Annotated in this window: 16 protein-coding genes; 8 read left to right on the forward strand and 8 right to left on the reverse strand. The window is 59.1% G+C overall.

What is annotated here, in order from left to right; genetic code table 11:
• Positions 1-89 precede the first annotated feature (89 nt).
• From MUU56_RS22820 to MUU56_RS22830, 3 genes are read left to right on the forward strand one after another with little or no spacing between them, the layout of a single operon-like run.
• Positions 90-1019 carry an ATP-binding cassette domain-containing protein gene (locus tag MUU56_RS22820; protein ID WP_317633303.1) on the forward strand — a complete coding sequence of 310 codons (930 nt, stop codon included), beginning with the start codon at positions 90-92 and terminating at the stop codon, positions 1017-1019.
• On the forward strand, positions 1012-1842 hold the full coding sequence (znuB, locus tag MUU56_RS22825; RefSeq protein WP_244769563.1) for a zinc ABC transporter permease subunit ZnuB: 831 nt from the start codon (positions 1012-1014) through the stop codon (positions 1840-1842). The genes MUU56_RS22820 and znuB overlap by 8 nt, the downstream gene beginning before the upstream one ends.
• The gene (locus tag MUU56_RS22830) at positions 1839-2234 is read left to right on the forward strand and encodes a Fur family transcriptional regulator (RefSeq protein WP_133033032.1); all 396 of its coding nucleotides are present in this window, start codon (positions 1839-1841) and stop codon (positions 2232-2234) included. The genes znuB and MUU56_RS22830 overlap by 4 nt, the downstream gene beginning before the upstream one ends.
• 239 nt (positions 2235-2473) lie before the next feature.
• Here MUU56_RS22830 and MUU56_RS22835 read toward each other — a convergent pair whose 3' ends face one another.
• The 4 genes from MUU56_RS22835 to MUU56_RS22850 all read right to left on the reverse strand — a co-directional run bounded on the left by MUU56_RS22835 (position 2474) and on the right by MUU56_RS22850 (position 5887).
• Entirely contained in the window at positions 2474-4489 is a 2016-nt protein-coding gene (locus tag MUU56_RS22835) for a caspase family protein (RefSeq protein WP_244769564.1), read from the reverse strand.
• A 100-nt stretch (positions 4490-4589) separates the two neighbouring features.
• A complete protein-coding gene (locus MUU56_RS22840) occupies positions 4590-5117 on the reverse strand; it encodes a gamma carbonic anhydrase family protein (protein ID WP_244769565.1) in 528 nt (175 codons plus the stop codon).
• Positions 5118-5413: 296 nt separating this feature from the next.
• Positions 5414-5611, reverse strand: coding sequence for a hypothetical protein (locus MUU56_RS22845; RefSeq protein WP_244769566.1), 198 nt, complete (start codon positions 5609-5611; stop codon positions 5414-5416).
• A gap of 87 nt (positions 5612-5698) precedes the next feature.
• A complete protein-coding gene (locus MUU56_RS22850; RefSeq protein WP_244769567.1) occupies positions 5699-5887 on the reverse strand; it encodes a DUF2934 domain-containing protein in 189 nt (62 codons plus the stop codon).
• A 189-nt stretch (positions 5888-6076) separates the two neighbouring features.
• On the opposite strand from MUU56_RS22850, the gene MUU56_RS22855 reads away from it, so the two are divergent.
• On the forward strand, positions 6077-6262 hold the full coding sequence (locus tag MUU56_RS22855) for a hypothetical protein (protein WP_244769568.1): 186 nt from the start codon (positions 6077-6079) through the stop codon (positions 6260-6262).
• A 49-nt stretch (positions 6263-6311) separates the two neighbouring features.
• Here the strand turns inward: MUU56_RS22855 and MUU56_RS22860 are convergent, their stop codons facing one another.
• Positions 6312-6515: a CsbD family protein gene (locus MUU56_RS22860; RefSeq protein ID WP_244769569.1), complete on the reverse strand. Its 204-nt coding sequence runs from the start codon at positions 6513-6515 to the stop codon at positions 6312-6314.
• Between the two features lie 169 nt (positions 6516-6684).
• On the opposite strand from MUU56_RS22860, the gene MUU56_RS22865 reads away from it, so the two are divergent.
• Positions 6685-7854, forward strand: coding sequence for a hypothetical protein (locus MUU56_RS22865; RefSeq protein ID WP_244769570.1), 1170 nt, complete (start codon positions 6685-6687; stop codon positions 7852-7854).
• Between the two features lie 67 nt (positions 7855-7921).
• Here the strand turns inward: MUU56_RS22865 and MUU56_RS22870 are convergent, their stop codons facing one another.
• Positions 7922-8155: a helix-turn-helix domain-containing protein gene (locus MUU56_RS22870; RefSeq protein ID WP_244769571.1), complete on the reverse strand. Its 234-nt coding sequence runs from the start codon at positions 8153-8155 to the stop codon at positions 7922-7924.
• Positions 8156-8266: 111 nt separating this feature from the next.
• Between MUU56_RS22870 and MUU56_RS22875 the strand changes: the two genes are divergently transcribed.
• The 3 genes from MUU56_RS22875 (at position 8267) to MUU56_RS22885 (ending at position 11342) form a co-directional block, all read left to right on the forward strand.
• Entirely contained in the window at positions 8267-8743 is a 477-nt protein-coding gene (locus tag MUU56_RS22875; protein ID WP_244769572.1) for a hypothetical protein, read from the forward strand.
• A 1058-nt stretch (positions 8744-9801) separates the two neighbouring features.
• Positions 9802-10809, forward strand: a complete 1008-nt coding sequence (locus tag MUU56_RS22880) for a tyrosine-type recombinase/integrase (protein ID WP_244769573.1) — start codon at positions 9802-9804, stop codon at positions 10807-10809.
• On the forward strand, positions 10806-11342 hold the full coding sequence (locus MUU56_RS22885; protein WP_244769574.1) for a hypothetical protein: 537 nt from the start codon (positions 10806-10808) through the stop codon (positions 11340-11342). The genes MUU56_RS22880 and MUU56_RS22885 overlap by 4 nt, the downstream gene beginning before the upstream one ends.
• Before the next feature lie 17 nt (positions 11343-11359).
• Here MUU56_RS22885 and MUU56_RS22890 read toward each other — a convergent pair whose 3' ends face one another.
• Both MUU56_RS22890 and MUU56_RS22895 read right to left on the reverse strand, forming a co-directional pair.
• The gene (locus MUU56_RS22890; protein ID WP_244769575.1) at positions 11360-12307 is read right to left on the reverse strand and encodes a DarT ssDNA thymidine ADP-ribosyltransferase family protein; all 948 of its coding nucleotides are present in this window, start codon (positions 12305-12307) and stop codon (positions 11360-11362) included.
• Complete coding sequence (locus MUU56_RS22895) at positions 12292-13170, reverse strand: macro domain-containing protein (RefSeq protein ID WP_244769576.1); 879 nt, start codon at positions 13168-13170, stop codon at positions 12292-12294. The genes MUU56_RS22890 and MUU56_RS22895 overlap by 16 nt, the downstream gene beginning before the upstream one ends.
• Positions 13171-13387: the final 217 nt, after the last annotated feature.

Raw genomic sequence — 13387 nt, forward strand, 5'->3', positions numbered from 1 at the left:
GTCTTGAATGGCAATGTAATGTTATTACATCAATTGCGTTATGCTATAACGTGTGCCATACCCTGACGCAACAGGCTTTTGGAAAAATGATGCTGCAGACCCCGACCAAGACCGTCCAGCCGCTCGTCTCGCTTGCGGGCGTCGGCGTTCGCCGACAGGGCCGCTGGCTCGTGCGCGGCGTGGAATTCTCCATCGCGCCGGGCGAGATCGTCACGCTGATCGGCCCCAACGGTTCCGGCAAGTCGACGACCGCCAAGACGGCGATCGGCGTGCTCAAGGCCGACGAGGGCAGGGTGGAGCGCAAGGCCGGCCTCAAGGTCGGCTACGTGCCGCAGAAGCTGTCGGTCGACTGGACCATGCCGCTGACCATCGACCGGCTGATGACGCTGACCTCGCCGCTGAAGGGCGCGGAGATCGACGCCGCGCTGGACGCGACCGGCATCCGCCATCTCGCCCGCGCCGAGGTGCAGCACCTTTCGGGCGGCGAGTTCCAGCGCGCGCTGCTGGCCCGGGCGATCGCCCGCAAACCGGACCTCCTGGTGCTCGACGAGCCGGTGCAGGGCGTCGACTTTTCCGGCGAGATCGCGCTCTACGACCTCATCAAGACGATCCGCAACACCACCGGCTGCGGCATCCTGCTGATCTCGCACGACCTGCATGTGGTGATGGCGGAGACCGACACGGTCATCTGCCTCAACGGCCATGTCTGTTGCCGCGGCACGCCGGAGATCGTCAGCCAGAGCCCGGAATATCTGAAGCTCTTCGGCGCCCGCGCCGGCCAGACGCTCGCCTTCTACAACCACAACCACGACCATACGCACCTGCCGGACGGCCGCGTGCTGCATGCCGACGGCTCGATCACCGACGACTGCCGGCCGGACGACGGGCGCCCCGTCGATATCCTGCCGACCGGCGGGCGGGCGGGGCCGATGCGCATCGGCCATGTGCATGGGCCGAACTGCGGCTGCGACCACGGGCCAGCGCCGACCGGCCGCGGCGAGGAGCGGCGCAATGCTTGACGATTTCTTCATCCGTGCCCTCGTTGCCGGCGTGGGGCTGGCGATCACCGCCGGGCCGCTCGGCTGTTTCGTCGTCTGGCGGCGCATGGCCTATTTCGGCGACACGATGGCGCATTCGGCGCTGCTCGGCGTCGCGCTGTCGCTGCTGATGGAGTTCAACCTGCTGCTCTCCGTCTTCATCGTCGCCGCGTCCGTCTCGCTCCTGCTCCTGTTGCTGCAGCGGCGCGGCACGCTTTCCACCGATGCGCTGCTCGGCATCCTCTCGCATGCGACGCTGGCGATCGGCCTCGTCATCGTCTCCTTCATGACCTGGGTGCGCATCGACCTCGTCGGCTTCCTGTTCGGCGACATCCTCGCCGTCACGCGCGCCGACGTGGACCTCGTCTGGGGCGGCGGCATCCTCGTCACCTTCGCCATCGTCTGGATGTGGCGTCCGCTGATCGCCTCGACGGTCAACCCGGAACTGGCGGAGGCGGAAGGCCTGCAGCCGGAGCGCACGCGGCTTGCCTTCATGCTTCTGATGGCACTGGTCATCGCCATCGCCATGAAGATCGTCGGCATCCTGCTGATCACCTCGCTTTTGATCATCCCCGCCGCCACCGCCCGGCGCTTTTCCACGAGCCCGGAGATCATGGCGGTGCTCGCCTCCGTCGTCGGGGCGCTCGCCGTTATCGGCGGGCTCTTCGGTTCCTTGAAATTCGACACGCCCTCCGGTCCCTCGATCGTGGTTGCAGCACTGGCCCTGTTCATTCTAAGCCTGCTCACCAAGCCGAGGATGAGCGGAGCGGATCATTCGGCGGCAAGCCAGGGAGGTCGGGCATGACCACGCAACCATTGACGCGCAACCAGGGCCTCGTCTTCGACGTGCTGACGCATTCCGAGGGCCCGCTCAGCGCCTATTCGATCCTCGACAAGCTGCGCGACGACGGGTTTCGCGCGCCGCTGCAGGTCTACCGGGCCCTCGACAAGCTGCTGGAGTTCGGCCTCGTGCACCGGCTCGAAAGCATCAACGCCTTCGTCGCCTGCGCCCATCCGGAGGAGGGCTGCCACGCCCACGGCATCACCGCCTTCACGATCTGCGAGACCTGCGGCAAGGTCACCGAGTTCCACGACCATGTCATCGAGGACCGGCTGAAGGGCTTTGCCAAGGACCGCAACTTCAAGACCGGCAAGACGACGATCGAGATCCGCGGCACCTGCGCGGGCTGTGCCTGAGGCACTTCCGCTTTCCTCCGGATCGCGGAAATGCCCTGCTCATGCTGAGCTGACGACGTCCGCGAACCTCTCCTGCGTCATGGTCGGGCTCGACCCGACCATCCATGCCGCGGGTGGAGCTTGGATCCTCGGGTCGAGCCCGAGGATGACGGAGCATTTGAAGCGATGGCTCTCATCGAACTGCATCCGTTTGTTTTTGTGTAAAGCCGCTCCGCACCCTTGCGGGGATCGCTCCCGGTTCAGCTGGCCTGCCGGTTGAAGATCGCCTCGACGGCACGAACGGTCGAAGGGCCGAACTGGCCATCGAGCTGGCCGGTATAGACGCCGGCATCGGTCAGGATGCGCTGCAGCTCCTTGCGGAAGGCGGGCGACCAGGCGCGGCTGTTCTCCTTCACCTGCCGAAGCGATTCCTGGTGGCCGAGGCGAAGCGCCCGTTCGAACCAGCGGGCCGCCTCCTTCGGATCCGCATCCTTGACGTCCCCGTCGAGTAGCGCGGCGACATTGTGGACGCCGTATGTGTTGCCCTTGTCGGCGGCCATGCGATACCAGCGCATCGCCTCTTCCTTGTCCTTCTTCACCGTCCGGCCGTTTTCATAGAAGGTGCCGATATTGTTCATGCCCTGCGCGTCGCCCGCGGCGGCGGCCTTGCGGTACCAGCGCATGGCCTCGACATCGTCGCGCTTGACGCCGCGGCCGTTTGCCAGCGCCCAGCCGAGATTCGTCATCGACGCGGCGCTGCCGCCATCGGCGGCCTTCCTGTACCAGGCGAACGCTTCCTTCAGGTCCTGTTTCACGCCGAGGCCGAGGTCGTAGAAGTCGCCGATATTCTGCATGGCAACGGGGATGCCGGCATCGGCGGACTTGCGGTACCATTCCAGCGCCGCGTTCAGATCCTCCGGCACGCCCTTGCCGTTGCGGTAGAGCAGGCCGACATTGTTCATTGCGAGCCCGTTGCCGAGCTCGGCCGACTGGCGGAACCAGCGCATGGCCTCGGCATAGTCCTGGGACGTGCCTTCCCCGTTCTCGTAGAGGATGGCAAGGTTGCGCATGGCCTGGTGGTTGCCGAGATCAGCCGCCTTGCGGTATGCCGCCAGCGCTTCGGGAAAGCGGCCGCCGTGATCCAGCGACCGGCCGAGCTGGTAGAAGAAGCGCTTTTCCTGCGGATTGTCGCGGATCGCCGCCTCGCAGGCCGGGATGGCGCGGGCGAAGTCTATATCGTAAAAGCCTATCGGCTTCGTGGAGGCGAGCCTGAACGGGTCGTTTTCGGCAGCCGCAAGGCGGTCGCACTCCGTTTCGCCCGTCGCCTCCCGCACGCTGACGACGGGCGCGAGATCGGCCATGCGCTGGCGGGCTATGTTGGCAAAGGCGCATGTCGGGAAAAGCCGCAGGTGATCCTCGAACATCACCTTGTCCTTGCTCTCGCGGATCTCGGCCCAGTGCGCCGCCGCATCCCGGCAGGGATCGTTGTGGCCGATCGTGCCGGAGGCATCGGGCGCCAATCCCTTGCCGAGCATGACCGTTTCGAACAGCGAGCCGGTCTTGAAGGGGCGCTGCTTGCCGCCCGTCGCCTCGAACACGTCCTTGGCGACGGCCCGGAGCGCCGCTTCGACCTCGAGGCCCGGCACGACGAGGTGGCGGGAAAGCGCCGTCGCATAGGGGCTCATCGTGCCCTCGCCATCGAGCGCCACTTCGCCCGGCGCCGTGGCATAGCCGATCAGCATGTTGCTTTCCGCGCTGTCTACCCGCGCAAGCCCGCGGGTCGGGATGCCGCGGGTGGAGAGCCGCTTCATGGAGGTCAGGAACGGGTTGTCGCGGCAGGCATCCAGCAGCACGAGCTTCAGCTTCGTGGCGCCCGCCAGGGCATGCAGCAGGTCGTCGAGCAGGATCGTCTCGTACTTGACGTCGCGGTCCGAGGCGAGCTTCGCATCGACCGGAATGAGGAAATTGTCGCCGTTCACCTCGATGCCGTGGCCGGAATAGTAGATGAGGCCGATATCGGCGCCGGTGGCCTTCTCCTCGAAGGCGGCGAGCGCCGCCGACATCGCCGCGCGGCCGGCATCCTGCAGCACCGTCACCTCGAAGCCGGCGCCCTCCAGCGTCGCCTTCATGGTCGTGATGTCGTTGGGCGGGTTCTTCAGCACGGTCGCCGGCGCGGCATAACCGGCATTGCCGATCAAGAGGGCGGCCTTGCGCTCGGCAAGGGCCGGCTGGCCGATGACGACGGCAAGAAGCAGGATGGCGAGACGAAGCAGCATGGTCCCCTCACGCGGCCTTCATGGATGGCGGGGGAAGTATGCCGCAACCTTGTCGTGCGGGGAAGTTTCGCCGGTGGATTTTTCCGGTCGAATGCGTGGATCAGAGCGCCTTGACGCCGTTCTTGAAGCGCTGCCAGTTGCGCACATAGCTTTCGGCCGAGCGGGTGAGGCCGGCAATGGCGGCCTCGTCCAGCGTGCGGATCGCCTTGGCGGGGGACCCGACGATCAGGGAATTGTCCGGGAAGACCTTTCCCTCCGTCACCAGCGCATTGGCGCCGACGAGGCAGTTCCTGCCGATGACGGCGCCGTTCAGCACCGTCGCGCCCATGCCGACCAGGGAGTTGTCGCCGATCGTGCAGCCGTGGATGATGGCGCCGTGGCCGATCGTGCAGCCTTCGCCGATCACCACCGGCTTGCCGGGATCGGTGTGCACGATGACGCCCTCCTGGATGTTCGAGCGCGCGCCGACGGTGATCGGCTCGTTGTCGCCGCGCAGCGTGGCGCCGAACCAGATGCCGACATCCGCGCCGAGCACCACGCGGCCGATGACATTCGCATCCGGCGCCACCCAGTAGCGCCCGCCTTCGGGAAGCGTCGGCTGCTTGTCGTCGAGGGCATAGAGCGGCATGGGGTCCTCCGGCGGTTCTGATTCCTCCCGCCACTCTAGCACCCCGCCGGGCGGGCGGGGAAAGAGGTGAGGGTGGTTTTTTGGCCGGTGATGGGGTATGAGCCCGGCCATGACGAACGCAGCGACATTCTACCAGCAGGCCGTGACGGCGGGGACGAAGATTTTCGCCACCGCGCCGATGATCGACTGGATCGCCTGACCTGAAATGCAGGAGGGTGAGGAGGCGAGTCGTACTTCTCGTCGTACCGCCAGCGGCAAGGGGCAGGGCGCCGGTTTTGGCTGACGGCGGCGACGCCTCAGCTTTTTTCGGCAGCAAGCTTCGCCCTTATCCGGTCGGCCTGCTTAGGCGGTGGCGGCTGCTTGGCCTTCTCGTACTCCATTTCGAATCGATCCAGCCAGGGCTGCATCACAGGGCCGTACTCGTCCACAAGTTCGGCAAAGAAAATCAGAAGGGGCTCAAGGTCCTCGGGCGTATAGGTCTGTCTTCTCTTCACACTCATCTCCTCAGCGTTGAGAGGAAGATGGTCCGGCCAAAATAGTTAATTGATCGCTAATTTAGCATCTTTCTTTTTCGTGTGTCCTCAATGCGTCGGATTAACCGCTGCAGCCAGACCGACCACATCCTGACTCGCAGCTTCGGTTTCTTCCTCTTCCTGAATCTCCCGCTCGGCCTGAAGCCAATGGCCGAGCGACCGGCCGTCGAGAGATCCTTCGCGCTGCCAGAGTTCGAAGGCCCTCGCCTTGATCCGTCTTTCGCGTTTGTGGTCCATGGTCAGCCAAGCCCGAAGAATGACAGGACGGCGATCACAACAACCACCAGGCCGACGAGATAAATGATGTTGTTCATGATGGGTCTCCTTTTTCGTTCGGGGCCAAACGTGATGGCCTTCAATCTTGTTCCTGTCGGCCGGAACCTCATCGTGCCGTAGCCGTTTCCTCTGCCCATAGGAGGACGCAGAATGGCAATTGAGAACGCACCGACCGAGAAGGGCAAAGAAGGCGCCCGTGGCCTCCACAAGGCCGCACGGGCCGAAGAGCGCGAGGTTGAAGCTGAAAAGGGTTCGGAGCTCGCAAAAGGCGCCGATCGCTTCGAGGAGCGCTCTAAAAGCTCTGATGGCAAGAGTGCCGGCGAGAAGCAGCGTTAAATAAAAGGGCCGCCAGACAGCGACTATCTGGCGGCCCTCGCAATGCGACTTACCAGGTCTGGCGCTTATACCAGTCGTCAACGTCCTGCGTCGCACGATCCTTTTCATAGCCGTACCGCTCCTGGATCTTTCCTTCGAGCTGGTCGCGTTTGCCGTCGATGACGTCCAGATCGTCGTCAGTGAGCTTGCCCCACTGTTCCTTGATCTTGCCCTTGATCTGCTTCCAGTTTCCTTCGACGCGGTTCCAGTCCATCGTGGTCTCCTTGCTTAGGATGGTGATGGATAAGAAACGCGCGAATTGAGGAATTGATCCGTCGCTATACGTTCACGTGAGTTGTGGATAAGCGATAGAACGGCGGATGACGCCTAACCTGGATGGCAAGAAGTGGTAGAATACAAATGGAACGACGCGGGCGAGGTCCATGAATCCGCAGAGACTGCTAAAGCTATTGGTCGATATAGAAGCGCGTTTGTCCCGCGTCGCAAAATCTATTATGACCATCGAGGGCGAATTTGGGCCAAACGCCGATATCGTGCAGGATGTCTCAAGCCTCGCAATGAAACTCCGCCGGCATCAGAACAAAATTGACAGTCTACGACTCCAAGATGTTGGAGCGCTTGAGCGGGATGTCGATCAGTTACGGAAACGCCTCGCAGATCGTTTGAAAACAACGATAGCATCCAACGTTAGGACCATCCTAAAGTCTATCCATGACGATACACCTCTACAGCACTTCACCGGTGGACTGAGGATCGGTCTTAACCTACTCGAACCTGATGAACTGATTGAAAAGGTCCCCGGCCAAAAATTGGCGGCGTTTCAGTTTGGATTCTCCGACGACAAGATTCAGGTTGTAGACCAACCGCTGCGTCCATCTGAAGAAGAGAAAGCGATAGCGATGGCTTCCCTTGAGGCCGCCATCGAACAAGGTGAGTATGTCACGCTCGACTTAGCCGCAAGCAATGTATCTCCTCGGTTAAAAGACGCATTTGCGCGCCTTCAGGACATGATGGGTTCTTACTCGAACATTGTTCAGATTGGCGCCAGGACGCAGATTTGCGACCGAATGGTGCGAGCGGAAGCCGAGGAACTTTCTCCAACGCTATTCGGCCTTCTGGTAAGCCACATCGAGAACGTGTTTTCAGCTCTGGCACAATTTGAAGACTGGCGCGAGTATTGTGAGAACGCTTCGAGAGTGCCCCTTGATCGCCAATCGATCGACCAACTTACTCATACGATGGCTAGTGTGATCGCGCAGATACGCCTTACTGGTGCCGCCCATTCAACAGTCACCGACGCACTTGAAACGGTAACGGATTGGGTGGCTGAGCCTGCCAGTACTGATAAGCGAGATGTCTTTTCGTTAACCAGGACTTTAGCTAATCTTTGGTCCATAGCTGTGAAATCGAGCATAGAAGTCGGGCGAGAAACCATATCTGAGGTTCGAAAGGCGGCCGCCAAAGCGATTCTCGTCGTCCTGCTCGTTGCCGGCGCTTCGGCTGTTCCGATTATTAGCAGGGTGCCCGGCGGTGAATGGGTAGAAACTGTCTTTAACTACCTGAAATCGGTCGGTGTTGATTCCGCAAAATAGCTGCCAATATTGCCCTTAGCGTAACGCATTCGGCTGGCCGCCCTCAATCTAAACACCGCGTTCGGTTTTACGGATGCCGGAGCGCCGCGCCGGGGCCTGGCGACACCTCTCCTTTTTCTAGAAAGGTGATTCCGGCAGCTTCCAGGGCGACACGGATGGCTGTCACGTTGTTGGCGATTGGCTTCCGCTTTCCCGACTCGAAGTCGCGCAACGTCGACGGGGACACGCCGGCCTCGTTGGCCAGATGCGGTTGGGTCCACTCAAGAAGTGCACGGGCGGCCCTGCATTGCGCCGGATTCATGGGCGTCCTCAATTAATAACAACAAGGTCATTATTTTGTGTTGACTTCGTCGTGATGTTAGTGTTTTCTAATGACATACGCGATTTATAACGTCAACGGAGACCACCAGCAATGGCCACCACCACGCATGCCGCCGTAATCGATAGACGCCTCGAACCCCGCCGGCTGCTGCCGAGAAGACAGCCGCCCTTCCCGTACGACGAAGCGGCCGTCACGCAAATCCCCCGTATGGCAGCGTTGGCGCTGCAACTGAGCGACGCGATGCACAACCTTCAACCCATGCCAGACGACGCGATGGACAGCCTGAACGACGCACACACGGCCGTTGTGAAGGAGCTCGCCGCGGCGCCGGTGACGAAGTCCACCGAGATCGCCGAAAAGCTCCGGGCTCTCGCTGATCTGGTCGAGGGTGACGAAGGCGGTGTGCTGACCCTCGAGACCGTCATGCTCCAAGCCGTCCTGCACGATCTCGGCGCCTACCGTATCCGCGAGACGATCGCCGATGGATTCGACCTCGTGGAGACCATTTATGGCGATCTGCTCCAGCTCAAGGCCGGGTTCTACACCCGCATCGATCGCTCCGCTTAGAATTCCCCGTCCGGTCCGTGAAGCCGGACTCGTGGCCGCGTAGTAACGGCCGCGAGGGTGTCGATGGCGCCGTCGGCACCCACCAGTTTGCCAAGCCGGAACGCATGCCGGCACGGCCTTACCGCTGACGCCCCTTAGGGGGCAGCGCGCGGCTTTTTACACAGCGATGACGGCCACCACCTTGGGGTCTCACCAACCAGACGTTCATCGCATAAACCGCTCGCCCTAACCGGCGGGTGGTTTTAGTTCTGTCTATCAATCACCCAGGAAGGCCCTACGCGCTTGCATAACTCCTTGGGGCGGCCGTCCTCGAACCTTCTCTCCCATCAGTCCGTTCACCACAATTTCCCGGCGCCACCTCATACCTTTGATGTTCAGTATTTCTGGGTTCCGGGAAAATGCCATCCCCATTAGTGTGTCCTCAAGCCAAAGAATTTTTTGACGATGAGAGCTTCCAAATGCAAAACGTCCCTCGTCAGTTAGAAGAGCGAAGAAGAAGATCAGTGGCTTACCGCGTCTTGTATTGAGGACATCGCGGTAGTTTTCGAGCTTGTGCTCTTGGAAAGCCTCTGACAGGAGGCCTGCGCGAGCTACCGTCATTCCCACGTACCAGGGCTTAATAGTCTTTCCATGCTGAAGGCAGAACGAGTAGCATCCGATTGCGCAATCAACCCCATCGTTGTATTCACTTTCCGCGAGCAACTCCTTCACACGAGGACGCATTTCCTCTGTATTACGTGGTAGCTCGAATGGCCCCCAAACCTCAAAATAATTACCCATAGCCCCCACCCTTCTTGAAGGGTGCAACTTCACGTCATGCGGGCTGCCTGTCAACCGGCAAAGGTTGTGCGACGGAGGGGGAACAAATGCGCTGCATTCGATGCGCTTGACCCCAGCCAACCCGCCACCTAATCTTCCGTTGCGGCTTCACCAACCGCACCGGGCGCCAGCCCGCACCACCACAAAGAGGAGACCCGAAATAGCGGTCGGCATCCGTGCCGGCGGCAATGGTGTCCTCTAGGTAGTGAGCAGCAATGCGTGCAAATCTCAAGGGCCTGATGAAGGTCAAGAAGACCTTAGCCAGCGGCAAGACCATCTACTACTACTACGCTTGGCGAAAAGGTCCGCTCCTAAAAACCAAGAGTGGAAGGCCGATGCAGCCGGGCGACGTCGGCCTGCAGGCGGCGTTTGACGACGCCCACAATCTTCGGCGCAACCCCAACCCAGATACGCTCTATGGCCTCGTCACCGCCTATCTCGGTTCGTCAGACTTCCGGTCCAAGGGGGCCAGCACCAGGCGCCATTACACCGAATATCTCGACATGATCCGCGCTCAATTCGGCACGCTTTCGCTTTCCGATCTCGAGGCTCTTGGCACACGCGGCAGGTTCAAGGCTTGGCGCGATAGCATGGCTGATACCCCGCGCAAGGCTGACTACGCTTGGAGTGTGCTGGCGCGGGTTCTTTCTTTCGGAAAGGACCGCGGCCTTCTCTCCCGCAACATTGCAGAACGCGGCGGCCGACTCTATCGGGCCGATAGGCGCGAGAGCGTATGGACCGACGACGATATCTCCGCTTTCAATGCCGTCGCCGGTCGGGAGCTTCGTCTGGCTCTTCTCCTGGCTTTCTGGACTGGCCAACGCAAGGGCGATCTCTTGGCCCTGACGTGGGCAGCTTATGACGGTGCCAGCTTCCGCATAAAACAGAGCAAGACAGGCAGACGCGTGATAATTCCCGTTGCTAGCGCTGCCCGTGAGGCATTGAAGGACGCGCCCCGGCGCGCTCCTCAGATTCTGTGCAACTCAAGAGGACGGCCGTGGACGGAGGCGGGGTTCAAAACCAGTTGGCGGAAAGCGTGCGAGAAGGCGGGTATAAAGGGGCTGACATTCCATGACCTACGGGGCACGACGGTAACACGCCTTGCGCTCGCCGGTTGCTCTATTGCGGAGATCGGCGCAATCACGGGGCATTCGCCGAAAGATATCGACGCAATCCTGCATGCGCACTACCTCGGCGGCCAACGAGAACTGGCGGCGCAGGCGATAGCTAGATGGGAAAACAAATGACCGATCCCCTCAGCAAGCTCCCGCTCTTCGCCACGGACCGCGAAATCGCCATTGCCGTCGTCGGCAAGGAGCGCGCCTCAATGTATGTGAAGGCCGCTATTCCCATTCTGGAACGGCACGGTTTTCCGAAGATCGATCCGTTGCACGACGGTCGGCCGGTGCTGCTTGTTCGCCGATTCTACAACGGCTATCTCGGCATCACCGCGGGCTTCCAAGTGGCTAGGCCGGATGGGGAAGATAAACTCGGCGAATGGAAAGGGCGGCGACAACGACGAAACGAGCGCAAACCGCAGCTGGGGCTGAACACCCGCTGCCTCGGAGCTCTTCGCTATATGGTGGAGCATCCCGACGTGCGGACCAGCGCCGAAATACCAGGAGCCACGGATTTCACGCTGCAGGAATTGGCCGCGAAAGGCGCCGTCAAGGAAGGGCGCAAGGACGCGCAGGGTGATCGAACCTGGACCGTGACGGACGCTGGCCAAGAAGAGATGGCGCGCGTCAACGACTGGCATGGCGGGAAGCGGCGGTTGTGAAGTCGAGTGGAGTACCCTTATACCACAGTTCCAGACGCACTGCGAACAGGCCCCTGGAACGCGAGGCAATCCTCAATGTAAATCGTCCAGATAGCGTTTGGATTGGTATTCGTAATCTGTGGAACGCGCCACTTTTTTGCGCCTAATTTAAAATCATACCACACGTTTTCGCAACCAATTTTAACCTTATAATCAGGTTGGATCGCAGTAGTTGGAGACTGGAAAGTGAAGTGTATATTCCCCTGACTGACATATAGTTCAGACAAAAAAATTCCTCGCCTAAAAAATAATGCTCCTCCTCTCTCGGTAATAAACTTTATTCTGGAGACATCAAAATCGCGCAACATGTGGCGCAACATCTGCTCCTCATAAATGGTCCTGCAGACTACCGCCTTCAGATGCTGTAGAGTCAGAGAATTAAGAACAACTACTTCTGCCATCCGCGCATCTTGAATCATATGCATTATATCTGGAGACGGCGCAGAATCATGATAAATGTATTCAAAGTTTAGCGCATCAAAGCTTTCGTTTCCAGAAAGCGGCTGCATCGCGGTAGATGCAAAATTCCCAGGCACAAAATAAGAACTTTGATCAGAGAGAACCGACACCAAGTCGAATACGAACATAATGGGTATAGCCATGTGTGGATCTATACGATAATTGTCCGATAGAGATTTTATGCCTTCGGTCTTTAGATGAAACCTGTTTCTCGGCCGGAAATAAAGCCTGACATACTGGTGAGCTGTCAGATTGTTCCACAATGCCCCTTGGTTTGCTACGTCGCAAATAACGTTGGGAAGATCCTGCCGGCATATCACGCGGCCGTCGCGAATTATCCTCTCAGCCACCTCAATCTGGCAGGCATGAAATAATGACGAAGCCCATCCAGCACGGGTTGAAAATCTTTCAAGCCGTTCTCTCCAATATGCTACATGCGCATTGGCGCGATCTACTGAAATAGCCATCCTTGGCTCACGTTCTCAGCGGATGCGACAGGAGAATACTGATCGCGGTCAATAAATAACGCATCGGCACGATTCGCTCCGGATTTGATCTTTACCATCCGCACATACGGCAATTCTTGAAGTATCGGAAACAGATAAGACTTCAGACGGCGAGACTTATCATCCGAGAAGCCTTCATAGGAAAGTAGTCTCTCTCGCAAGCGAACCCAAGAAGCCTCTATCAAATCATGGTCGATGCGCTCGCGTTTCCCAGACGAATGCACCACGATAATTGAATTATCGTCATCGACTTCTGCTCGAAAATTTGATGCGCGAGACGTCGCAAAAGATCGCCCCTTCGCAACCTTTTCAATATCTTGGGTGAATTCTTCAAAGTCGTCAGGGGTTCGTGCAATCGAACGATGCTCAGGCTCAAAATTCGCCCCTACCTGCACATCATGAATGTAGACCGGGATATCAATCTTGGACAGATAGTCAACCATAAGTGGTTTAACGGCTTGCCAATCAAGATTCCCATTCCCGCAACCGAGCGGCGGGAATGAGATCGAAGTAATTCCAAGATCTTTATATGTAGATACGAATTTCTGAAGACCGACCTCGACATATTCCATCTTGGATGGAAGCTTCCATGTTGTTTTGGTAGGAAAATTGAGAACCCATCGTGTCTTATCGCGCCACAGGTGCAAATTTCCAACCTTTAGATCACGACTGTCGCACAAATGGCGATATTCTTTGAACATCGCCGGATACCTACTTTTGAATTCTTTAGCTATCCCCTTACCCATAACCCCAACAACATTAACCGTATTGACTAGGGTTTGAGCGGGTGACTCGAACACGCTACTTTCAAGAAATGTTATCATTCTTTCCGCTTTCCCACACTAGACGAACGAGAACGTATAGTGAACATTCATCCGAACGCTAGCACGATTCTCAAGGGATGTCGCCACACCGATAGGGGCAGCGATATGAGCTGGTCAATATCATCTCAACTAGGACTTAATATGTCCCAGCTTTCTAGGCAGGCTGATCGCTTACGGTACCGCCGACCGTGGCTGTGAACGTCGCAGCGATCCGTCC

It is taken from the genome of Shinella yambaruensis, from assembly GCF_022899355.1.
Lineage (GTDB): Bacteria > Pseudomonadota > Alphaproteobacteria > Rhizobiales > Rhizobiaceae > Shinella > Shinella yambaruensis.

Bases quoted from the DNA above. Each gene is read 5' to 3' on its own strand.
- MUU56_RS22820 (WP_317633303.1), top strand. From the start codon at position 90: ATGCTGCAGACCCCGACCAAGACCGTCCAGCCGCTCGTCTCGCTTGCG.
- znuB (WP_244769563.1), top strand. From the start codon at position 1,012: ATGCTTGACGATTTCTTCATCCGTGCCCTCGTTGCCGGCGTGGGGCTG.
- MUU56_RS22830 (WP_133033032.1), top strand. From the start codon at position 1,839: ATGACCACGCAACCATTGACGCGCAACCAGGGCCTCGTCTTCGACGTG.
- MUU56_RS22835 (WP_244769564.1), bottom strand. From the start codon at position 4,489: ATGCTGCTTCGTCTCGCCATCCTGCTTCTTGCCGTCGTCATCGGCCAG.
- MUU56_RS22840 (WP_244769565.1), bottom strand. From the start codon at position 5,117: ATGCCGCTCTATGCCCTCGACGACAAGCAGCCGACGCTTCCCGAAGGC.
- MUU56_RS22850 (WP_244769567.1), bottom strand. From the start codon at position 5,887: ATGGACCACAAACGCGAAAGACGGATCAAGGCGAGGGCCTTCGAACTC.
- MUU56_RS22855 (WP_244769568.1), top strand. From the start codon at position 6,077: ATGGCAATTGAGAACGCACCGACCGAGAAGGGCAAAGAAGGCGCCCGT.
- MUU56_RS22860 (WP_244769569.1), bottom strand. From the start codon at position 6,515: ATGGACTGGAACCGCGTCGAAGGAAACTGGAAGCAGATCAAGGGCAAG.
- MUU56_RS22865 (WP_244769570.1), top strand. From the start codon at position 6,685: ATGAATCCGCAGAGACTGCTAAAGCTATTGGTCGATATAGAAGCGCGT.
- MUU56_RS22870 (WP_244769571.1), bottom strand. From the start codon at position 8,155: ATGAATCCGGCGCAATGCAGGGCCGCCCGTGCACTTCTTGAGTGGACC.
- MUU56_RS22875 (WP_244769572.1), top strand. From the start codon at position 8,267: ATGGCCACCACCACGCATGCCGCCGTAATCGATAGACGCCTCGAACCC.
- MUU56_RS22880 (WP_244769573.1), top strand. From the start codon at position 9,802: ATGAAGGTCAAGAAGACCTTAGCCAGCGGCAAGACCATCTACTACTAC.
- MUU56_RS22885 (WP_244769574.1), top strand. From the start codon at position 10,806: ATGACCGATCCCCTCAGCAAGCTCCCGCTCTTCGCCACGGACCGCGAA.
- MUU56_RS22890 (WP_244769575.1), bottom strand. From the start codon at position 12,307: ATGGCTATTTCAGTAGATCGCGCCAATGCGCATGTAGCATATTGGAGA.
- MUU56_RS22895 (WP_244769576.1), bottom strand. From the start codon at position 13,170: ATGATAACATTTCTTGAAAGTAGCGTGTTCGAGTCACCCGCTCAAACC.